Here is a 21,821-nt window from a genome sequence, read left to right as displayed (position 1 = left end):
GCCCACGGCCAATGACATCCGGTTTTTTGTAGCTGCGCCTTTGTTTCATGTCCCGTCCAATCCTCCATCTCCCCAACGGGCTCCACTTGCAGCTCGACACCCAAGATCGCCTGGGCGACTGCAACTACATCGCCGGGGAAATATTTCGCACGCACAGCTATCAGCGACCAGGCTTTGAACTCCGCCCGACGGACATCGTCGTGGACGTCGGCGCCCATGCCGGCTTGTTCGCGCTCTGGGCAGCCCCCCAGGTTCCGCAGGGCCGCGTGGTCTGCATTGAACCCACCCGGTCCATTGAATGCCTGGCTCAAAGCCTCGCGCCCAACAACCTCCAGAATGTCCGGATCCTTCGTTGTGCGGTCGGCCAGCCCGGCACGCATCTGGAATTCATCGACAGCCCTGCTTTCGGTGCCCTGAACCATTCGACCGTGTTTCGGCTGCCGCTGGCAACACGAATGCTGATGCGCTGGATCGGCGGCAGCAAGGCCGGCAACCAGGTCACCACCGCCCCCTGCCGTTCGCTCGAGGACATTGTCCAGAGCGAAAACCTGCCCCAAATCAACTTCCTCAAGATTGACTGCGAAGGTGCGGAGTACGCCATCTTCGAACACATCAGCCATGGCCTGCTGGGAAAAGTGGAACGTATCGCCATGGAGTTTCATGAGTTTCATCCCTCCCATGATCACCGTCGCTTAGTCCGCCGGCTTGAGTCCGCCGGCTTCGAGGTGCAGATTCAAAAGCGCTGGCTGAAATACCGTCTCTACAAAGTCGGCGTCCTCTGGGCGCGCCGGTGAATGGTACCGCTCGACCACCGTTCGCGCATCCGGCGACATGCAAACCGGCACGGGGTGTGAACCCACCGCCATGAACGTCCATCGCTGTGCCGGGCAGTCTTTTGTTGGACATCAAGATGCTTGCAAGGAAACGAACCGGTCACCCCCAAGGCCTGCCAAAAACATTCATGACTTCTCTCATCAAAAAGACTCGAAACTCTTTCATCACGGCAGTTTTGCGGTCCGCATTTTCGTCGCAGCGCCTTCTCGTGCTGCTGGCCGATTGTCAGAACTGGCAGGGTGGCAAGATCACTCCTGAGTCGATGTTTCCATTCATTCTGCAAAAGTTCATCGACTTCCCGGAGTTCCGCAGCCTTCTCTATTACCGGGCAGACCGAGGCACTGTTTTCCTGCGGCTTCTCAAGATCATCTTCCCGCCTCAATCGGCTCTCTTCATTTGCTGCCCCGACATCGGACCCGGTCTGTATCTCGAGCATGCGTTTGCCACCATCATCAGCGCACGTGCTATCGGTGCGAACGCGCACATCAACCAGATGGTCACGATCGGGCACACCGCCAAAGGCAGCCCGCTCATCGGCAACAACGTCACCATTTATGCAGGAGCATCCGTCATAGGCGACATCACCCTTGGCGACAACGTGGTGGTCGGCGCTGGAGCCGTGGTCCTGAAGTCCGTTCCGCCGGACTGCATCGTGGCGGGCATTCCTGCCAAGATCATTTCGACAAAACCGCCAGTCAGCGCTGAAGCCCCTCTCTAGTCCTGGACGAGAAACATTGAGGCGGACCTGGCTCACACCACCGGTCCCGGCACATCCGCCCACTTGGCGTGCCATTCCTTGAAGACGATCGGTGAGATCTCGCTGGGTTTGATCTCGCTGCGGCCGCCCCAGAAGACGTTGGTGTATTCAACCGGGATGCCGGCCTCGACGAGATGTTTGTCAATCGCGGCCTTGTGGGCGAGCACGGTGTCCTTGTCGGTGCCGTGGATGACGCCCATGATGTTCACGTTGGCGAAGCGGTCGCCGCCTTCACGCCAGTAAGCATGCGTCATGATGGGATGACGGCCGACTTCGCCGCCGGCGCGTTCTTCCATGCCCTTCGGCACCTTCCAGTGGAACAGCGCATTGAACCGCGTCACGCGCTGGCCTGTGGCGCTGGGTTTGACGTGCTCCAAGAAAGTCGAGAAACGGCCGATGACGCCTTTGGCATCCAGACGCTTCGCCACTTCGCAGAATTTCTCCATTGAGACGCCCGCGTCCTTAGCACGGCCCGCCCACGGCTCGGGGCCGATTTCTTCGGACGAAAGATCGCCTTTGAGATGCAGCAACACGTTCCATTCCTCCGCATCGAGGTCAGCGATGTTGGTGGTCATCATCACGGCAGGCTCATCGGCCTTTTCGCCAGGCTCCATCGTCTTGCGGCGCACATGGCCGACGCCGAGGGCGAAGATGCCGTGCGCCTGCATGGTGTAGTAATCCTCCGCGCCGATAAGGCGCTTCAGCACATCGCAGTGCTCGTTGATGGCGCGGTCCTGCGGCACCTTGAGCGTCGTCCACAGGCGGAAATCGCTGCCGCTGACCTCGCGGTCGGTGCTGCGCAGCACGACGTGGCCGCTGAACGGGTCTTGTTTGAAGAGGAACTCAAACGCGCCCTCCAGCTTCTCCGTCGGCACCTTCCAGGCCACCAGCGCGCCTTCAGCAAGCTTGTTCGCCAGCAAGGTCTGCCGCACGCGGCGAATCACGCCGCCCTTCAGCATGGCGCGGATGCGCTCCACCACCGTGTCAAACGGCAGCCCGCTCTGCTCCGCGATGAACTGGAACGGATGCTGATGGAAGCCCTTCACGCGATCCTCGCTCACAGAGAGGATTTGGGCGTTGATGGGATCGGTGTGCTCGATGGGAAGGGAAACGTCGGACATGGCTGGGAAAATGGCGGGCGGAATCCATAGCGGCGGCCCGACGGATTGCGAGATTTGAAATTTGCGATTTAGCACGCGGCAATTGCCGTCTAGCATGCGCCCATGAACAACCGCAAGCCCACCGCCACCATGCGCCTGCGCCACAACCTGCTCTCCGCGTGGCGTGGCGTGGACAACGGCCCGCTCATCGACCTGCCCACGCTCAAGGTCGGTGATCTCGCCACGCAGATCATGGCGAAGTACGGCATGGCCAACCGCGTGAAGCTGGAGGACATCCTCGCCGCGTGGGAGGAGATCGTCGGCACCTTTCTTTTCAAGATGACGCGCCCCGATGCCTTTGAGCGCGGTGTGTTGACCGTGCGCCTCATGCAGCCCACCGCGCATCACGCCCTCTCGCTCGAAAAAGTGAAGATCCTCAAACGCCTCCAGGAAAAACTGCCCGACGCCAAGATCCGCGACATCCGCTTCCGCCACGGCTGACGTAGCCACGTTTCTTCTCTCAACTCTTTGCCCTTCGCCCTGTGCCCTCCGCTTCGCACTCCCACGCCGCCCTCATCATCGTCGGTCACGGCTCCACCGTAAACCCCGACTCCAGCGCCCCGACACACCTGCACGCCGACGCCATCCGCCGCCGTGGCCTCTTCCGCGAGGTCGTCTGCTGCTTCTGGAAGGAGGAGCCGAACATGCGCGAGGTGTTCGAGATGGTGGACAGCGATGTCATCTACATCGTGCCGAACTTCATCAGCGAAGGCTACTTCTGCCAGCAGGTGCTGCCGCGTGAACTGCGTCTCGACGGCCCCGTCACCCAGCGCGATGGCAAGACGATCTATTACTGCGATCCGGTCGGCATTCATCCCAACATGACGCGGCTGCTGCTCCAGCGCGCCGATGAAGTCGCGCCCGGCGTGCCACGAGATCGCACCAGCCTCATCATCGTCGGCCACGGCACGAACCTGAACGAGAACTCCCGCAAGGTCATCGAGACGCAGGTCGCCCTCATTCGCGACGGCCATCACGGATTCGCCGAAGTCGTCGATACTTACATGGAGGAGGCCCCGTTCATCGCCGACTGGGCCAAACTGACCACCGCACCGGATGTCGTCGTCGTCCCGTTCTTCATCGCCGACGGCCTGCACAGTTTCCAGGACATCCCCGTCCTCCTCGGCATGCGCGAAGAAACTGGGGCCGCACTCAGCGAACTGGGCGTCTTCCATCACAACCCGCATCAGCTTCAAGGCCGCCTGCTCTACTACAGCGGCGCCATCGGCACTGAAGCGCACATGGCGGACGTGATTCTTGATCAGGTGCATGATTTTGATGCGAAGCATGGGATCAAAGCAGAAAGCGGAAAGCAGAAAGCAGAAATCATTCCGGCGCTGGCTGCGTGGTTGAAGCAAGGTCGTGACTCCATCGGTGAAATCGCCATCACCGCGAATGCCGATGGCACGTTTTCGATCTGCCACAGCGCGGATCGCGGCCAGGACGATCTGCAAGTCCACCATGATGCCGAGGAGGCTCTGTTCATCGCCCGCTACGACGCCAGCGGGGCGTTTCGCCCGCTGCACTCCGCGCCGACGTTGAATCGCGGCTGGCGGCTCGATCTCGCCACGCTCGACGAACTGCGGCTTGCCCTCGACTTCTTCTACCCCGCCGCTCTCGGCATGACGCATGCCTTGGAGCAGGACAAACTCGCCTCTGTGCCATTGCGTGAAGTGCTGGGCCGCCAGACCGGCATGTATCGCTTCGCGAATTCCATCACCGACGAGCAGGCGCACGCGATGATCGGCAAGTGCTGCGCAAACGAAAACTGCCTGCGCCGCATCCTCTGGCCGCTCACGCCCACACAACCGATGACGAAAGATGCCGCGACCAAAACACAGCCGAATCACGCGCCCAACGCCATCCCCCTGCTCTGCATCGAAGCCTGCACCCACATCGTCTCCGCCGCGCGCAAGATTGCCCGTGAAAACCATGAGGCGAATCAGCCCAAGAGTGCGGATTGACAAGCCCCGCACGGCGCACTATCCCGCCCCATGCGCATCCGCACATTCAAAGGTCTCGTCCCCTCCCCCAAATTCGCCACCGAGGTTGCCGCCGTCCCCTACGACGTGGTAAACCGCGAGGAAGCCGCCGCTCTTGCCAAAGGCAAACCGAACAGCCTGCTCCATGTGGACCGCGCGGAGATCGATCTTGATCTCGAAATCGACCCCTACTCGGCCCCGGTGTATGCGAAGGCGAAAGAAAACTTCCAGCGCATGCAGGCGGAGGGTGTGCTGACACGCGAGGCGAAGCCCACGATGTATCTGTATCGCCAGACCATCGCCGGGCACAGCCAGACCGGCCTCGTCACCGTCTGCCACACCGAGGATTACGAGAAGGACATCATCAAGAAGCACGAGAAGACCCGGCAGGACAAGGAAGACGACCGCACCAACCTCGTGGACGCGCTCGACGCGAACACCGGGCCAATTTTCCTCACCTACCGCCAGCGTCCAGGCATCAGCGCCCTGATTGATGGCTTCCTAAAAGCGGAGAAGCCCATCTACGACATCAACGCACCCGATGGCGTGCGGCATCAGGTCTGGCGTGTCTCGCTGGGACTCTGCGTGTCTTTGACGAGCCTGTTTGAGAGCCAGGTGCCCTGCGCCTACGTGGCTGACGGCCATCACCGCGCCGCCAGCGCCTTCCGCGTCAGCAAGCTGCGCCGCGAGGCCAATCCGAACCACACCGGCGAGGAAAACTACAACTGGTTTCTCAGCGTCCTCTTCCCCGGCAACGAGCTGAAAATTCTGCCCTACAACCGGGCAGTGAAGGATCTGAACTGCAACGACCGCGAGGAGTTCCTCAAGAAGGTCGGCGAAATCTTCACGCTGAAGACCACCACGCTCAAATCACCGACCAAGCCCGGCCAGTGCTGCATGTATCTCAAGGACCAGTGGTATGAACTGACCTGGGAAGCCGCCAAGGACGCCAGCCCGATCGACCAGCTCGACGTGAGCATTCTGCAAGACCGCCTGCTCAAGCCCGTGCTCGGCATCGACGATCCACGCACCAGCAAGCGCATTGATTTCATCGGCGGCATCCGTGGCACGGCAGAACTCGAAAAGCTCGTGAACAGCCGTGACTTCAGCGTCGCCTTCTCCATGTTCCCCACCACCGTCGATCAACTCATGGCCATCTCCGACGTCGGCCAGATCATGCCGCCGAAGAGCACCTGGTTCGAGCCGAAGCTTCGCAGCGGTTTGTTCATCCACACGCTGGAAGGCTGATCACTCCACCCACAGCCGCTTTGCCTTGCGACGCAGGTGGCGGTCATGCGGCAGGTTGATCTTCGCCGCCCCCTTGGGTGCCAGCATCAACATTGCGGCTTCAATCTCATCATGCTCGATGCCGGGCAGTTCCATCACCTCACGGAACCACAGCGCGAACACGCGTGACAACACGGCAGGATGCAGTGCCAGCAGTTCCGTGGTGATGGAAAGCGAGCGATCCTCATTCACCTGATGCGGAGCGGTTAAGAACGCGAAAGCCTGACGCTCCAAACAGTCGTCATCCTGCTCCGCCAGTGATCCGAGACGCAGTACTTGCGGCACCACATCACGTGCGAAAATGTCATTCAGCAACGGCACCGCCTCATGCCGCAGGCGGTTGCGGCGATGCTTCGGCGACGTGTTGCTCGAATCCTCGCGGAACTTGCAGCGGTTCGATTTGAGATAGGCATCAATCTCGCCACGCCGGACGTGCAGAAGAGGCCGCACGAGGTGCAGGCCCGAATCGAGCCGCTGAACCGCGTGCATGCCGGCCAATCCCGCCAGACCGCTGCCACGGCAAAGATTGGCGAGAATCGTCTCCGCCTGATCTTCGGCGTGATGAGCAAGAAAGACGATCCAGGTGTCATGCTTCTCCGCCATGCGCAGCAGAAACGCATGCCGCGCTTCCCGGGCCGCTGTTTCGACCGAAAGGCGGCGTTTTTCCGCCAGCGCCATCACGTCAGCCTGCTCGATCTCGCATTTCAACTCCAGCTTCTTCGCCAAACGCCGCACAAACGCCGCATCGCCATCGGATTCCTTGCCGCGCAGGCCGTGATTGAGATGGCAGAGAATCAGGTTCGTGAATCCGGCCTCCCGCAGCAGATGCAGCAGCGCCACCGAGTCCCGCCCGCCCGAAATCGCCAGCAGCACCGCTTCAGACGGATCGCAGGCGGAAGGCAGATTCAGGAGAATGGCGGTAGGGAGCGGCATCCGCGACTATGGAACACCGACGACCCGTCGCAAAAGGGAAACAACACCATCCCTCCTTGCGGTGAGCCGTGGTTTCGACACTTTGGCGGCCCTTTTCCCATCATGGCCTCCAAGACAACCACCCCTGGCATTTGTTACCTCGTCGGCGCCGGTCCCGGCGATCCCGGACTTCTCACGCTCAAGGGCAAGGACTGCATTGAGGCCGCCGACGTGCTCGTGTACGACTACCTCTGCAATCCCGAGCATCTCCGCTACGCCAAGCCCGGCACCGAGCGCATCTACGTCGGCAAGAAGGCAGGCGATCACACGCTGCCGCAGGAGGAGATCAACAAGCTCATCGTCAAGCTCACCACGGAGGGCAAAACCGTCACGCGCTTGAAGGGTGGCGATCCCGTGCTGTTCGGACGCGGAGCCGAGGAAGCCGCCGAGCTTTACGAAGCGGGCGTGAAATTTGAAATCGTGCCCGGCATCACCTCCGCCATCGCCGGTCCGGCTTACGCGGGCATTCCGGTCACACATCGTTCGCATGCGTCCCAGCTCACCATCTTCACCGGCCACGAAGATCCCACCAAGCCGGACACCTCGCTCAACTACGCCAAGCTCGCGCAGGCCGACGGCACCAAGGTCTTCCTCATGGGCGTCGAGCGCATCGACGAGATCACCGCGCAGTTCTTGAAGCACGGCGCGAAGCCGGAAACCCCCGTCGCCCTCGTGCGCTGGGCCACGCATGGCTGCCAGCAGACGCTCGTCGGCACACTGGCCGACATCGCCGCCAAAGTGAAAGCCGCAGGCTTCAAAGCCCCCGCCGTCGCCGTCATCGGCGATGTCGTCACCGAGCGTCCGCACTTGAACTGGTTTGAAGACCGTCCGCTGTTTGGCAAGAAGATCGTCGTCACCCGCACGCGTCAGCAGGCCGGTGTGCTCAGCAAACAGCTCGCGCAAATCGGCGCTGATGTCATCGAGGTGCCCACCATCCGCACTGAACCCGCCACCGATCAGAAAACGTTCGGCGAACTGGTGAACGACTGCCACACCTACGACTGGATCATCTTCACCAGCCCGAACGGCGTGGATGCCTTCTTCACCATGTTCGACAAGCTCTTCAACGACGCCCGCTGCATCGGCGGCGTCCGCATCGCCTGCATCGGGCCCGGCACGGCTGACAAGGTGAAAGCACGCTTCCTCGCCGTCGATTTGATGCCCGACAAAAAATTCGTCGCCGAAGGCCTCGTCAAAGCCTTCAAGGATCATCAGGACATGGAGAACGTCAAAGTGCTCTGGGTACGTGCTGAGGAAACACGCGAAGTCATCGCCAACGAGCTCACCGGCATGGGTGCCATCGTCGATGAAGCCATCGCCTACCGCACTGTGGCAGAAACCGAGGACAATCTCGAAGCCCTCGCCCGCCTGAAGGCTGAAGGCGCGGACATGATCACCTTCACCAGCGCCTCCACCGTCGAGCATTTCCTCAATCTCAAAGTCACGCTCCCTGAAGGCATCAAAATCGCCAGCATCGGCCCCGTCACCAGCGCCGCCATCACCGAGCGCGGTCTCAAGGTCGATGTCGAAGCCAAGGAGAACAGCATCCCCGGCCTGGTCGCGGCGGTGGAGAAGTTTTGGCGGTGATTGGACGCGAGATTTTAATACTCAGCGGTTCGAAATAAGGCCGGCATAAGCCGAGGGAATCGGGGCAAACGCTTCAGTAACGCTGAGATTGATTTGGCCAACGTTCAGCGTTCCCTCAAATTCTTCTCCAGTGCTGAAAGTCGCGATCTTTACACCATTGAGGAAAACAAGACATTGAAGCTGGGCATTCTTGTTCTTCGTATTGAATTTGAGAGTGTCGAAAATCTCGGAGTAATTGACGACGAGCAACTCAATCTGACCCAGAAAATCTATCTCCTTGCCAAGGATCTGGTCCGGTGTCTCTGGGGTATAAATAAATTCAACCCGCCTTCTCGTTCTGCCTACTTGCTGATGACTCAACGTAAAATCAGTCTTGAACCGGATTCGTGTTTTATCGGCACTAAATAGAGCGATAAACGAACCAAGTCCGGCTGCGATTCGAGGCCCTGAAGGTTCAGCAGGCAGTGTGTCTGCTGCTACAGCCACATGAAGTGAAAGCGAATGGATCAGATGCTTGTCCGAATTAATTACAACATCACGACCTGCTTGAATCCCACCAGGAGAATTAGTCATCGTTTGCTGAATGCCCGAGCCATTGGGTAAAAAGTATAAACAAATCCCAATCAACGAAGTTACAGACCCCCAGAAGCCGATCTTGTTCCAGACACTCAATTGTCGATATCGGAGAAGAAGTGATCTTGGCTTTGGCATGCGTTTGCTTTTTCAATCCATCCAGTAATCCAACGTTCACATTTTCGCCGGTTTGTCAGCCTCATTCTTTCTCCGCGTCATCACCGTCACGACGAGAATGAAAAAACACATGACTATGGTGAACAGCGGGAACTGGAGGGCGGCGGGGAGGCTGTAAACGCAGGCGAGGGCGGGAATCCAGATGATCCAGTTGGTGATGAGCACCATCGGACAGGTGCGCGTCCAGAACTCGCGGTCGAGGGAGGCGCGAAGGTGCGACCACGAGCCACCGAGATCCACCCAGCGCAGCGCGATGACGTAGGTGGGCACGAACCACAGCGGACTGAGAACGAACTGATCGACGACGACCTTGATGAGGAGTGTGCGTGCATCATTACCCTGGCCGAACAGCCAGCCCTGAAAGCGATAGAACAGGTCGATCTCCATGCCGCGATAGCCCCAGAACAGCATGAGCAGCGCGAGACGTTGCCATCTTCCCTCAGACGGCAGCGTTCCCATCGCCATCAGGATGAAGAAGGGCATCACCGCTGCGGCGAACATCGTGGAAACGCAGGAAAAGACGAACGACCAGCGCGTCTTAAAATCTCCCACCAACTCCCAGAAACCCGCCAGCGACGGAACCTGGTAGTAGCTGGCCACCAAGGCCACCGCGAAAAGGTTCAGCACGAGGCAGGGCACACGGTTCTGCCGAAACACCGCCGCTATCGTGGCGAGGATGCCGGGAGATGGGATGGAGGACATGGAGCAGTTGATGGTTCAGAGTTGATAGTTGATGGCCCGACACTTCGCCAGCCGTTGCTGGTCCGTCGATCCACTATCAACCATCCACTATCAACTACCTCGGGAGCTACTGATCCTCGCCGAAGTACTTCTTCCGCAACTCGTTGCCGACGCCTTGCTCCGAGAGTTTCAAGAGGGCTTGGTTGAGACGCTCGCGCAGCGGGCTGTCCTGCTGAAGGGCGAAGGCGTAGTTCTGACGCTCAAACACGGGGCCGACCATTTGTAGTTTTTCGTCATTCATCTTGCCAGCTTCGTATTGGAGCACCGGAGCGTCATACACAACCGCCTGAACATCGCCGCCCTTGAGCGCCACGACACATTCCGCCGGAGTGAGGAAGGACACGACCTTGACCCCCTTGGTGGTGAGCGTGCCTTCAGTCGTGCTGCCTTTGACCGTGGCGACTTTGCGACCAGGAAGATCGCCAGGGCCGTTGATGTCGCCCTTGAGGGAGTTGACGGTCAGCACGGTGGTAAATGAAGCCGTGAGCAAGGACACAAGCACAATGCTCAGCAGCATCCACACGATGGCGACGATGCGTCCGCCAACGCCCACAGGGCCTTTGTTGTCCGCACCACCGACGAGCAGCGTGCTGAGCGTCCACCAGAACGATTCCCAGATGCCCGCCTTGTAGTCCTCCGGCCACTGGTCGCCGTTCACCTTGTGCTCGTAGCGCCAGACGAGATGAGAGATCAAAAACATCGTGCCGATGAGCAGCAGGAACATGCCGATGAGCTCCAGACTGAACAGATTGCCAAGGAGCTGGAGAATGTTGTCCGCAAAGCTGCCACCACCACCAGCGACGAGCACCTGAAGGCCGGACTCATAGAACGGCTGCGTGAAATCGATGATCTCCTCGCGTTTGGCCGTCACGCTGATGGCGCCGACGCCCACATCGGCGGTCTTGTTCTTCACCGCGTCGATGATTTCCTGCGCGGTTTTGACCACCTGCACATCGTATTCGAGGCCGGTCTCGCGGGCGAGCTGGTCCCACAATTCGGCGGCATAACCGACACGACGCCCCTCTTTATCAAACGAGAAGGGTTCGAGATTGCGAGTAACGACACGGACCTTGGCGGCCGGGGCGGCCGCTGGAGCCTGGGCGGCGGCCTGCGGGACCAGCGTGGTTAAAACAGCGGCGGCGAGAAGGAGAAAAAGAGGACGCATAGGTTGAGGCAAATACTCGCACAGAGTGACGAGTCAAACGATCCGTGAGCTTTGGCGGCTTGCCACACCGCAGCGCCCGCCCATTCATGCCGCATGACCGCCGAACTGTTTCAAGACATCACCACGCATGGAGCCGCCGTTAATCTATCGTCACGCGCCAAGTTCCGCCTCACCGGCGCGGACCGGGTGCGCTACCTGAACGGTCAGGTGACGAATGACGTACGCCGCGTGAAGACGGATGAGACGCTCTATGCCTGTGTGACGGATGCGAAGGGCCGCATCGCCGGTGATGTGTTCATTCACACGCGGGAGGATGCGCTCTTCCTTGATGCCGAACCCGGATTGCGTGAAACACTCGGCATGCGCCTGGAACGCTACATCGTGGCGGATGACGCCGAATTGACCGATGTCAGCGACGAATGGCAGATCTGGCATGTCTGGGGCAGTACGACAGACACTCCTGTCTGTCGGGAGCGCGACATCGACGGACAGGAGTGTCCGTCGTACTCCCTGCGTTCGACACGATTTGGCGTCGATGGCGTGGACGTGTGGCTGCCAGCAGGAGCTTCATTCGAGCCGGGATGCCGTGTGCTGAGCGACGAGGAGATCGAAACCTGGCGCATCCTGCAAAAGGTGCCGCGCTGGCCACATGAACTGAACACGGAGACGTTTCCGCCCGAGGCCGGCATCGAAACCCGCGCGATGGATTTCGCCAAAGGCTGCTACATCGGGCAGGAGGTGCTTTCACGCATCAAAACGACCGGGAAGATGCCGAGGGAGTTGATTGCATTCGAAACGGAGGCCGTGGTGAATGTCGGTGAGGAGCTTTGGGCTGAAAAAGCTGTCGGGAAGATCACAAGCATCGCCAAACACCCGGTGACCAGCTTGACGAGCGGCCTGGCAATGGTGCGGCAGGGAATCGCCGCAGCCGGCCTGCGTGCGGGAGGTAGCGACGGACAGCCTATTTCACCGGCCTGAGATCGAAGCACACCAGCTTGTCCTTCTGCCTCACGATGAGCCTGCCATTCGCAATCGCCGGCGATGAGCAGCCCATGGCATCCGTCTTGGCGCGGCCAAGCTGTTCGTAGGCCGCGTTGGTGGCCTTGACCATGCGAACGTGCGTGCCGTTGTTCTCATAGACGAGCAGCTTGCCATCCGCCAGCAGCGGGGAGGTGATGGTGCTGTTGATTTCGTTCACGACCCACTTCACCGCGCCGGTTTCGAGATCGATGCACTGATGCTTCTCGCCGCAGCAGTGATAGACGTTGCCTTCATGAATAATGGGACTGCCGGTGTAGCGGCGCGTGACCCAGAAATGCGACCATGCGGCCTTGGGCTTGCCATCGGCCTGCATCCTGTAAGCGCGCAGGCCCACGCCCTCGGTGCCGCTGTAAAGCACCAGCCAGTCGCCGCTGGCCACGGGCGTGCTCTGGCTGCCGCCTTCGGCTGTCCACTTCATGCTGCCGGTTTCGGGATCGATGCCGTAGAGCGCGTTGTTGCCATGAATGACGAGCACGGGCTTGCCGCTGGCCGGTGCCCACCACGTCGGACTGGCGATGGTGCCTTTGGCGTCTTTCTGCTCCCACAGCAGTTTGCCATCGGCCTTCGAGAACGCGCAGGCCACACCGGCGGCCATGTAAATGCGGTCGCCGACGACCAATGGTGAAGCGGCGGGGCCTTTCGCGGACAACGGCGTGGACCAGACGAGCTTGCCGTCCGCTTCGTTCACGCAGAGGAGTTCCGTGCTGCAGGCGGCATACACCTTGCCATCCACGACGGCGCAGGTGCTGGAGGACTGGCGGCCGCTCGGTTTGCCGGGCTTGGTGTACTTCCAAACTTGTTTGCCCGTGGCCAGATCGAGGCACAAAATCACGTCTTGCGCGATCTTCACCGTGTTAGGCATCACTGCGATCATCTTCTCCTTCACGTCCGGCGGGAAGCCTTCGTCATCGAGCCATTGGGTGAAAGCTTCGGCATTCGCGAACGGTTTGCCTTGGCGGCCCGACATCTTTTCGAGCCATTCGAGGGCGATGGCGGCTTTGCCGGCCTTGAAACGCGAGGCGACCCAGGTGCCGATGTTGATCTCCTCTTTTTCCGTGAGGTTGTCCTTCCGCCACTGCAACACCCATTCGTCGAACTTCTCGCCGCGCAACTTCGGCAGGTTCAGGCGTGTTTCTTCGAGCTTCTTCGCCAGTTCCGGCGTGGTGCCGCGATGATTGAGCTGCTGCATGACCTCGGTGTCGATCTCGCGCGTCTCCGAGGGCACGCGCTCATGCCACACGACGCTGAGAAACACCCGTTCACCACTGACCACCGGGCTGCCGTGGCCGCCGTATTCGTTGCTGGGGATGAACTCGCTCTCCCAGGCCTTCTTCAATCCTTCCGCCGGAAATGCATTGGCGATGGGGCTGGTGTCCTGTGACACGCCGTTGCGGTCAGGACCGCGCCATTGATTCCAATCACCGGCAACGAGCGTGGAAGTGAAGAGACAGGCGGCGGAAAGAAGAAGCGGTGATTTCATGCGTCCGGTCTGAACGCCTCCGCTGCTTGGTAAGTTTCATCCACCATGCCGCTTGAATCGTTTCGATGAAAATGGTACGCAGGGAGGGGATCGAACCCTCGATTCGATACACACCCCTGGAAACCAATGCGAACAACACTCCTCACTAGAGGAATAGCTTTCCTTGGATGATGCTGGACATCCGTGACTGTTCCCACTATGTTCCCATCATGGCTAGCACCTTTACCCGTCCTAACTCCCTGTTCTACTACGCAGCCTTTCGCCTGCCCGTCACAGACGCCAGTGGCAAGAAGGGCTGGAAGCTCGTTAAGAAGGTAACGAAAGTACTTGTTGGCGACAACACGAGCGAGCAAAACAAAAACCAGCAGAAGGCACTCAAGATAGCGATGGAGTTTGAGCAGAACGCCTTTCGTGCGGCAGGCGCGGGTGATGAAGGCTCTCTGCGCATCCTGGCCATTCTCCGCGAGGCAGCAGACAAAGCCGCGCAGAAGCGCCTTACTGCCAATCTGGGCCGCGACTACATCCGTAGGCTGGTGGAGGCCAGCACGGGTGAGGCGCTGCCCGCAGAGAAGACCATTGCAGGCTGGTTCAATGAATGGCTCAAACTGAAAACCGCCGACACAAAGCCCGCCACACAGGCACGTTACAAGGCCAGCGTGAAGGCCATTCTAACGCATCTGGGCGAGGAGCAGGCCGTCTTGCCACTGGATTCTCTCACCATCGGTAAACTGCGTGAGTTCCGCGACAAGCTCAAAGCCGAAGGCCGCACCGCTAAGACCACCAATCATTACCTCAAGGACGTGAATAGCGCCCTTCTCGCTGCTGCCAAGGAGGGACACATCTCGCGCTCCCCCGCCGACAATTTGGAACCGCTGCCCGAAGAGGACTCCACCAGTCGAGAACCGCTCACTTTCGTCGAAATCTCCAAGATCCTGAAAGCCGCTCCCTCTGAAGATTGGCGTGGCATTATCTTGCTGGCAGCCTTCGGCGGCCTTCGTTTGGGTGATGCTGCGCGCATGACTCGTGACAGAATCGACCTCCAAGAAAAGGTCATTCGGTTCATCCCCCAGAAAACCACCCGGCAGAAATTGGCTAAAAAGGGGAAGAAGGCATCCACTCTCGTTCTGCCAATGCATGCGGAGTTGGTGGGCTACTTTGAAAGCATCGAGCTGCCCGCAGACTTAACTGCACCCGTCTTCCCTTCTCTCGCCCGCGTCAGCGTGGCAGGCAAACACGGCCTCTCCACGGGCTTCATCAGGATCATGGCTAAAGCTGGTGTCTCACGCGGAGAGACGCGGGAGCACATCGCTGGGACGGCTGGTCGCTCCGCTCATTCCCTTTCTTTCCACAGCCTTCGCCACACCTTCAATAGCAGCATGTTCAACAGCGGCGTTTCCCAAGAAACCCGGATGAAGCTGGTCGGCCATGCTGACACCAAGACCAATGCCGGTTACACCCACGCCGAACTGGCAGCCCTTCGCAGCGCCGTGGATAAGGTTCCCGCCCTCAAACGGAAACGAGCCTGAGACGCCACCTATCGTCCATCTGGTGCTGAGTCAGAAGCACGCATGATTAACGGTATCGGCACCACATCAGAAGTGATTCGATCACATTCCCACACGGTCGTCTAAAATAGTCCTTGCGTATTTATGGATGTATCGCACGGCCAAGTCAGTTCATCGAATGAACGATCTATCTCGAAGCTGGTGTACATCGCTGACAGAGTGACCGCCATTCCATGCATGCTTGGGCTATCAGAGGGCTGGTGCAAAACCGCTGACTGAGTGTCGGGCAAGTTCTCAAGGAGCCGGTGAGCAACCGCCGATTGAGCACAAGACCATAGGAAATCTCGATGCCGCCACCGTGTGAGCATCCAGCCAGTTCCACCCACGAGTACCGCCTAATCGGCCAAGGGGACCATTGCGCCCATTCGGACTCGCTCAACTCCATCGCCTCATCAAGGCGCTGGGCAATCCACATCCACTCCGCACACCCATGTCCACATCCGCACTTGATACCAAACCTCAATCAACGGCAGTCGCAGTGCTGCCAGAATTTGCAGATCACCGCACCGCCCGCGCACTCTTCGGGCTGTCTCGCTCGCATCTATACATCCTCGCTGGCGAACGAAAGATTCGCTCCGTGAGCATCAGAAAGAAGGGGGCGCTCAAGGGCCGCAGGCTATTCGATTGCGCAAGCATTCGTGAGTTTCTCCAAGCAGAGCAAGTCGAAGTCACCCGCTAATTCCACCAACAACAAACCGCTTCCCGGTGACGGCAAAGCGGCTGCTGTTTGTGGAGTTCAGATACCGCATAGAGTAGCCAAAAGCAGTTCACAGGCAAGCGCACAAACCGCGCTCCATGAACAACGACATTCCCGCGCTCAAAGAGCGCCTGCTGATCCCTGATGTGTGGCAGCGTCTCGGGCTTCCCGGCCAGCCTGCCGCGTCCTGCCGCTCGCCCTTCCGTACTGACAAGTCACCTTCATTCTCCATCTACGACGGCGGTCGGCGCTGGAAGGACTTCTCCGCCAATGAAGGTGGCGATGTGATCGACTTCATAGCCACTGCCTGCAAGATCGACACACAGGAGGCCACCAGACGTTTTCTCGCGATGGCAGGCGTTCCGTTGGCCGTCACGTCATCATGCTCGCATTCTATGCGTCCTGCCTCTCTTGTCATGCCGCTGCTGCATCGCGGCTCGACGACCGAGATCGAAAGAGTCGCCAAGACCCGCCACCTTTGCCCGGAGGCCGTCTCGCTCGCTCATTGCCTGCCCACACTGGCCTTTGGCGATGTGTGCGGATTCCCTTGCTGGATTCTCACCGATCAAGCCAGGCGCATCGCAGAAGCACGCCGCCTCGACGGCAAGCCATTTCCAGAGATGGACAAACTTGGCGAGCGTAAAGCCCATACACTCAAAGGATCTTCCAAAGCATGGCCTGTCGGCGCGGCTGTCTTGCGCCGCATCCCGCAGTTCCGCGCCATCATGCTCGTGGAAGGCGGTCCCGACTACCTCGCCGCGTTGCATTTCGCCTTCCTCTTTGAAAGATGGGGCGTGCTGCCCGTCGCCATGCTTGGCAGGAGCGCAGGCACTCAGATGGAGGCCACCGCGCTGTCTCTACTCGCTGGCCGCAGGGTGCGCATCTACCCGCACGCCGACGCCGATGGCGGTGGCATGACCAGCGCTCAGATATGGGCCGCCCAACTCCACGCCAAAGGCTGTCAGGTGGATTTTTTCGACTTCACCGGCCTGAACCGCCGCGATGGCAGACCCGTGAATGACTTGAACGACTGCTCTGTGCTTTGCGCCGAACAACAACCCCATCTCCACGATCTCCTACCATGAACCATGTCATTCCTTTCACCCCCGCTGCCGCCGATTTACCCGTCAAAGCCAAGGGTGCCGCAGCAGATTCGCCGCCGTCCGCTAACAATGGCACGGTGCCGCAAGCGCCCGATTTCACTAGATCACTACTGAGCGCCGACATGCTCGCTAGCAAGGATCTTCCACAACGTCGCCCACTGCTTGGCTCATGGCTGCGCGAGGGTGATCTTGGCTATTTGTTCGCCCCGCGTGGTCATGGCAAGACATGGCTCGCAATGATCATCAGCAATGCCGTGGCAGAAGGCAGTGCGCTCGGCTCATGGAGCAAGGGGGAAGGCTCGCGGCCTGTTTTCTACTTCGACGCCGAGATGAACCTGCCCGACGTGCAAGACCGCGCTAACAAGATCGGCATCCTGTCTCAGAATTTTCACTGGTTGAGCAACGAGCATCTATACATGGAGCAGGCCATTAGTGTGAACATTGCCAACCCTGCGCATCAGGCCGGGCTGTCCGCGATGCTCCCAGACGGCTCGCTGTTTGTGATCGACAATTTGAGCACGAGCCAGAACGGCATGCGGGAGAATGAAAATGACGACTTCGACAAGATCAAAGACTGGCTGCTGAGTCTGCGCCGCCGTGGCATTACGGTGATGATCATTCACCATGCAGGCCGCAATGGCGAGATGCGGGGAGGCTCCCGGCGTGAAGACCCGGCTCACTGGATTCTGAGCTTGAAGGACGCCAGCGAAGACGGCGCACGGTGCAAGCAGTTCATCACCAGCTTTTCCAAGTGTCGCAATTGTCAAGGGCGTGAGGCTCAACCGCTTCGCTGGACACTGCTTGATGAGGGCGCACGCATCTCTATCACCTGCGAGGCATTTAATGGCACAGACGCCCTGCTGGCTCATATCCGCGATGGAGTTGGTAGCGCCTCTGATCTTGCAGAGATGCTGAACGTCAAGTGTAGCACCATCAGCAAGTGGGCAAAGAAACTCATGACTGCCGGACTCGTGCGCAAGAAAGGACGTGACTACGAAGCCGTCGAAACGCCATGATGCTCCTCGTTTCCAGTTTCCAACCTATAGGCGGGAAACGGGAAACGAAGAATGCCTGATGGAAACGAGATGGAAGCAGGCCGGAAACGAGGGCGGTTTTCGGGAAACGAACCGGAAACGAAGCTCCACCATCGCAGTCAGCAGGGAAACGGCACGAAGACCGCGCCAAGGCTTACCACGCACTTGTTGCCCTCCTGCGACGCCCGAACGTGGCTGTGATGGACGCAGGCACGGCTGGCAGCTCAAATCGCGGCAAAAGGGGCAAAGCGTGGCTTGAGCACTGATACCGCGCAATTGCCGCCGTGGGAGTGACGTGCGAGGGCGAAGAAATGACAGGCAGGAACGCAAAGCGCTAATTCAACTCCACACTTTTCAACATCTTCAACAGGGCGGGGCGCACAGCGGCGATGCTTTCCGCCAGCGGTTCGCCGCCATAATCAGGTTTCCCAATGAGGCAGGTCAATTTAATTGTGGTGTCACCGGGGAACAGCGATAATTCGATGTCGTGTTGTTCCACCTTTTTGGCGTCTTTATCAGCCTGATTATATGGAGGATGAGGCGTCCATGCATGCTCCACAATTATCGCTGGCTCGCGCCCTATTTTCAGACGCTCTGACGAAATGGTTCTGGTGCCGTTTGCGGCTTCGGCGTCCGCTAAGGCTTTGAGCTTTTCGGCGTGAGTGTGCATGTGATGCTTCGACATCAGCAGGTGAATGCGGATTCGCATTCCCTGTGTCTCAGTCACCCATACCTGAACGAAGGACTCATCGTCCCTTTTCTTCATGCCTGCGGGAACCTCGAAGCTCAGATCAATCCCTCTGGCCTTGATGTTCTCCTTGGTGGAGAACAGATCGCCCGCCTGAGTCAGATTAGGGCAGGTGGCGGCAAAAAACACCAGTGCTGCAATACGCGTTTTCATGCCCACGAGCCTATCCCGTTTCCGCGCCACGCAAGGCCGCAATTGCGAATCCAACACCATCCTTGCAACATGTGGCGACTTCAAAACGCTCCTACACACAGGCGGTGATTTGGTTGAAGACCAGACATTCCTCGCCAACGTCGCGACACCGTTCCCAACCCTTTCCGAATACCGCTATGACTTCACCACAGGACAATACCTCGGCAAAAATGATCTGCCCATTGACTGGCGAGCTTTACACAGAGCAGGAGCTAGTGAACGTGGCCGAGCGAGTCGAGCGGGTGAGGCAACTCTGCGCCGAGCGATCTTCCTCCAGTCCCTCTTGGCAGAGTCGAGTCGCCAAAAATCCGAACTTCTGGAAAACATTCAGTCCAGGCGGGATTCGCTAGAGGAACGCGAACGGGGCGAGTCGTTTTGTACTCAAGGCCTCTTGCACTTCAGCAGTCAAACGGGCCTGATTTAAACTTTTGCTGCCATCCTGCGAAGGGACGATTTCAATTTTTGCACGGGAACGAGTGGAACACCTTGGCCGGTCAAAGCCTCTGTGCTTCAATTCGAGCATGTTCCAGCCGACTCCACCCCTCAGCGCCTCCGCGACGACCTCCGCGCCCTTGCGGAAATCTGGCGTCAAGACGCCGGAGCAACTGGAGCGGCTTCGGCTCTCAAGTATCGCCGCATATCGACCGCTGCCGATAGCCGAGGAAGATCCCTTGCATCCTTTATTCAAGGGGGCGAACAAGCCAAAGTGAAACAATGAACGCCTCCCCGTCCCAGCCTCCCGACTCGATGAGAACCTTTCTCGGCTTGAAACCAAGTGGCAACAAGACGCCGGAGCAACTGCGCCGCATCGCGTGGTACAGGTGGGGACGGTACGGGAACGTCCAAATCCTGCCAGTGGCGGGCGGGAAGTCTTGGGATTCGTTGATGCCTTCCAAAGACTGACCGGCAAGACCCTTGAACATGCCACCATGGATGCTCAAGGACTCTTGCGATTAAGCCATTCAAAGACCAAGCAGAGTGTGCTCGAATTGCACGCGTGTTTAGCCACATCGCCATGACCGCGATGGCTTCCTGCCACTGTTCTGAGTTGCACAGCCTGCGCTCATCGTTTCAGTCCATGCCATGCTGAACGTGGATGACAAAGAGCGTGAGGAAGCCAAATCAGCCGTGAACGAGCTGATCGAAAGCGCCCTGGCCTACCACACGCCGGAGCGATTTCACGAGCTGATGGAGTTCGCCAGCCGGATGCCACGCTACGCGCCCTACAACGCGATGCTGCTGCACATCCAGCACCCCAAGGCCCGCTACATCGCCTCCGCCAAGGAATGGGCGGAAATGGGTCTCAAGGTCAAGCCCGGCTCGCGCCCGCTGGTGGTCCTGCAAATCATGGGGCCGGTGCGCTTTGTCTTCGATGTCGCCGACACCTATGGCAACGCTTTGCCCGAAGCCGTCAGGAATGCCGTTGAAGACCCCTTTCATGCCCAAGGGGAGATCAATGAACTGGTATGGGGCAGGATGCTGGGCTTGTGCGCCAGCATGAGCATCACCGTGGCGGAGGAAGTGATGCATGTGGACGGGGCCGGATACGTTCAATGCGCACCGTCTGGTGGCGGCTATGACCTGCGAATCAACGAATGCCACGACCGTCCCACGAAGTTTGCCACGCTGGCCCACGAATTGGGGCACTTGTTCTGCGGGCATGTGGGCAAAACGGAGAACGATTTTTGGGACCATCGCGGCGACCTCGCCATCGAAGTACGCGAACTGGAGGCCGAAGCTGTGGCCTACCTCGTCGCCTCCCGTCGGAAGCTGCACACTGCATCGAAGAAGTACCTCTCCCATTACCTTCATCCCAACGCAGCCCTGCCACCAATCAGCTTGGAGCACATCCTCAAAGCAGCGGGAGCAGTCGAAGAAATGGCAGGCGGCAAGCTGCCAGCCAAAGAAAGGGCACGGCGAAAGAAGGTCATTGAATCGAAGCCGCGTCAGCGGCTCCTACCTCTCAACATGGGGAGGGAAGCCACCTGAATCCGCGAATCAGCGGGCAGGCAGCACGCTCAACCCTTCCGCTGCTGCGATCTCGCGCTGCAAATCGTCAAAGCTCAGAAACACCGAGGCTTCCCATTGCAGCGCCGTGGCGATGTGAAGCAGATCAAAGGAGCGTGCGCCGCGCCGCATCGTGTGCCGCTCGCTCAAGCCTTCCACGATTGCCGCCACATCTGTCCAGTTCGCCCCGGCTTCAATGACCACGCCGGATTCCAGATCGTTCTCGAATTGCGCCAGCATCATCATGCCTTCCGTCTCCAGATAGCCTTTCGTCGCGTCACGGGAGCGCAGGAACACTTGGAAGCGCACCGCCTGCCTGAACTCGTAGGCCAGCAGGGAAGAAATCACAATCGGCCCGCCAATGGCCTCCAGCGTGGCAATGGCACGCTCTGAATGACTTTGCTGCCGGTAGAGCGCACACAGAAAAGACGTGTCCGCGCAGTGCATCAGCCGTGGCAGTGTTCAAGCTCCGCCTCGCGCATCTCCTTCACTTCCGCATCACTGAAAACGCGACTGCCCCACGTCTTGCGCAGGCGGGCGCGAAAATCAGGCAGCGGCACGCTTTGCGGCTTGGGCGTGGTCGGAAGGAAAACGCCCAGCTTCTTCCCGCCCTGCATCACAGACACGACCTCGCCAGCCATCAGCAGGCTGGCGTAAGGCGTCGTTTGATCGAGTGTCAGGGTGGACATGATGGCGGAGAATAACCGTTTCCCCCTCCT

The 21,821-nt window shown here is 59.2% G+C and carries 21 protein-coding genes; 12 read left to right on the top strand and 9 right to left on the bottom strand.

Annotated features, from left to right (window positions below; genetic code table 11):
- The first annotated feature begins 86 nt into the window (after positions 1–86).
- Both U1A53_RS14655 and U1A53_RS14650 read left to right on the top strand, forming a co-directional pair.
- Positions 87–794 (top strand): FkbM family methyltransferase, encoded by a 708-nt coding sequence (locus U1A53_RS14655; protein ID WP_322282052.1) that lies wholly within the window; start codon positions 87–89, stop codon positions 792–794.
- A gap of 167 nt (positions 795–961) precedes the next feature.
- Positions 962–1,552, top strand: a complete 591-nt coding sequence (locus U1A53_RS14650) for a hypothetical protein (RefSeq protein ID WP_322282050.1) — start codon at positions 962–964, stop codon at positions 1,550–1,552.
- A 32-nt stretch (positions 1,553–1,584) separates the two neighbouring features.
- On the opposite strand, the gene U1A53_RS14645 is transcribed toward U1A53_RS14650, so the two are convergent.
- Positions 1,585–2,712, bottom strand: a complete 1,128-nt coding sequence (locus tag U1A53_RS14645; RefSeq protein WP_322282048.1) for an Lrp/AsnC family transcriptional regulator — start codon at positions 2,710–2,712, stop codon at positions 1,585–1,587.
- Positions 2,713–2,814: 102 nt separating this feature from the next.
- On the opposite strand from U1A53_RS14645, the gene U1A53_RS14640 reads away from it, so the two are divergent.
- The 3 genes from U1A53_RS14640 to U1A53_RS14630 are packed head-to-tail and all read left to right on the top strand — an operon-like array spanning position 2,815 to position 5,981.
- Positions 2,815–3,192: a DUF721 domain-containing protein gene (locus U1A53_RS14640; RefSeq protein WP_322282046.1), complete on the top strand. Its 378-nt coding sequence runs from the start codon at positions 2,815–2,817 to the stop codon at positions 3,190–3,192.
- Between the two features lie 41 nt (positions 3,193–3,233).
- Entirely contained in the window at positions 3,234–4,715 is a 1,482-nt protein-coding gene (locus tag U1A53_RS14635) for a CbiX/SirB N-terminal domain-containing protein (protein ID WP_322282044.1), read from the top strand.
- A 30-nt stretch (positions 4,716–4,745) separates the two neighbouring features.
- Entirely contained in the window at positions 4,746–5,981 is a 1,236-nt protein-coding gene (locus U1A53_RS14630; protein WP_322282043.1) for a DUF1015 family protein, read from the top strand.
- Here the strand turns inward: U1A53_RS14630 and tilS are convergent, their stop codons facing one another.
- Complete coding sequence (tilS, locus tag U1A53_RS14625) at positions 5,982–6,953, bottom strand: tRNA lysidine(34) synthetase TilS (protein WP_322282041.1); 972 nt, start codon at positions 6,951–6,953, stop codon at positions 5,982–5,984. It abuts the gene before it with no gap.
- Positions 6,954–7,055: 102 nt separating this feature from the next.
- Between tilS and cobA the strand changes: the two genes are divergently transcribed.
- Positions 7,056–8,579, top strand: coding sequence for a uroporphyrinogen-III C-methyltransferase (gene cobA, locus U1A53_RS14620; RefSeq protein WP_322282039.1), 1,524 nt, complete (start codon positions 7,056–7,058; stop codon positions 8,577–8,579).
- A 21-nt stretch (positions 8,580–8,600) separates the two neighbouring features.
- Here cobA and U1A53_RS14615 read toward each other — a convergent pair whose 3' ends face one another.
- The 3 genes from U1A53_RS14615 to U1A53_RS14605 all read right to left on the bottom strand — a co-directional run bounded on the left by U1A53_RS14615 (position 8,601) and on the right by U1A53_RS14605 (position 11,235).
- Entirely contained in the window at positions 8,601–9,152 is a 552-nt protein-coding gene (locus U1A53_RS14615) for a hypothetical protein (protein WP_322282037.1), read from the bottom strand.
- 174 nt (positions 9,153–9,326) lie between these two features.
- Positions 9,327–10,031, bottom strand: a complete 705-nt coding sequence (locus U1A53_RS14610; RefSeq protein WP_322282035.1) for a hypothetical protein — start codon at positions 10,029–10,031, stop codon at positions 9,327–9,329.
- A 106-nt stretch (positions 10,032–10,137) separates the two neighbouring features.
- A complete protein-coding gene (locus tag U1A53_RS14605; protein ID WP_322282034.1) occupies positions 10,138–11,235 on the bottom strand; it encodes a transporter substrate-binding domain-containing protein in 1,098 nt (365 codons plus the stop codon).
- Between the two features lie 93 nt (positions 11,236–11,328).
- On the opposite strand from U1A53_RS14605, the gene U1A53_RS14600 reads away from it, so the two are divergent.
- Complete coding sequence (locus U1A53_RS14600; protein ID WP_322282032.1) at positions 11,329–12,213, top strand: hypothetical protein; 885 nt, start codon at positions 11,329–11,331, stop codon at positions 12,211–12,213.
- On the opposite strand, the gene U1A53_RS14595 is transcribed toward U1A53_RS14600, so the two are convergent.
- A complete protein-coding gene (locus U1A53_RS14595) occupies positions 12,197–13,756 on the bottom strand; it encodes a PQQ-binding-like beta-propeller repeat protein (protein ID WP_322282031.1) in 1,560 nt (519 codons plus the stop codon). The two genes, U1A53_RS14600 and U1A53_RS14595, sit on opposite strands and share 17 nt — an antisense overlap.
- A gap of 209 nt (positions 13,757–13,965) precedes the next feature.
- Between U1A53_RS14595 and U1A53_RS14590 the strand changes: the two genes are divergently transcribed.
- From U1A53_RS14590 to U1A53_RS14575, 4 genes are all read left to right on the top strand, one after another.
- Positions 13,966–15,282 (top strand): tyrosine-type recombinase/integrase, encoded by a 1,317-nt coding sequence (locus tag U1A53_RS14590; protein WP_322282029.1) that lies wholly within the window; start codon positions 13,966–13,968, stop codon positions 15,280–15,282.
- A gap of 469 nt (positions 15,283–15,751) precedes the next feature.
- Entirely contained in the window at positions 15,752–16,000 is a 249-nt protein-coding gene (locus U1A53_RS14585) for a hypothetical protein (RefSeq protein WP_322282027.1), read from the top strand.
- Positions 16,001–16,116: 116 nt separating this feature from the next.
- Positions 16,117–17,103, top strand: a complete 987-nt coding sequence (locus U1A53_RS14580) for a CHC2 zinc finger domain-containing protein (RefSeq protein WP_322282026.1) — start codon at positions 16,117–16,119, stop codon at positions 17,101–17,103.
- On the top strand, positions 17,100–18,137 hold the full coding sequence (locus U1A53_RS14575; RefSeq protein ID WP_322282024.1) for an AAA family ATPase: 1,038 nt from the start codon (positions 17,100–17,102) through the stop codon (positions 18,135–18,137). The genes U1A53_RS14580 and U1A53_RS14575 overlap by 4 nt, the downstream gene beginning before the upstream one ends.
- A 352-nt stretch (positions 18,138–18,489) precedes the next feature.
- Here U1A53_RS14575 and U1A53_RS14570 read toward each other — a convergent pair whose 3' ends face one another.
- A complete protein-coding gene (locus U1A53_RS14570) occupies positions 18,490–19,056 on the bottom strand; it encodes a hypothetical protein (protein ID WP_322282023.1) in 567 nt (188 codons plus the stop codon).
- 1,122 nt (positions 19,057–20,178) lie between these two features.
- Between U1A53_RS14570 and U1A53_RS14565 the strand changes: the two genes are divergently transcribed.
- Entirely contained in the window at positions 20,179–21,084 is a 906-nt protein-coding gene (locus tag U1A53_RS14565) for an ImmA/IrrE family metallo-endopeptidase (RefSeq protein WP_322282021.1), read from the top strand.
- Between the two features lie 9 nt (positions 21,085–21,093).
- Here U1A53_RS14565 and U1A53_RS14560 read toward each other — a convergent pair whose 3' ends face one another.
- Both U1A53_RS14560 and U1A53_RS14555 read right to left on the bottom strand, forming a co-directional pair.
- Complete coding sequence (locus tag U1A53_RS14560) at positions 21,094–21,549, bottom strand: type II toxin-antitoxin system VapC family toxin (protein ID WP_322282020.1); 456 nt, start codon at positions 21,547–21,549, stop codon at positions 21,094–21,096.
- Positions 21,549–21,791, bottom strand: coding sequence for a hypothetical protein (locus U1A53_RS14555; protein ID WP_322282018.1), 243 nt, complete (start codon positions 21,789–21,791; stop codon positions 21,549–21,551). The genes U1A53_RS14560 and U1A53_RS14555 overlap by 1 nt, the downstream gene beginning before the upstream one ends.
- Positions 21,792–21,821 lie beyond the last annotated feature (30 nt).

The organism is Prosthecobacter sp. (assembly GCF_034366625.1).
In the GTDB taxonomy this organism is placed as follows: domain Bacteria; phylum Verrucomicrobiota; class Verrucomicrobiia; order Verrucomicrobiales; family Verrucomicrobiaceae; genus Prosthecobacter.
This window is presented reverse-complemented; position numbering and strand designations above follow the sequence as displayed.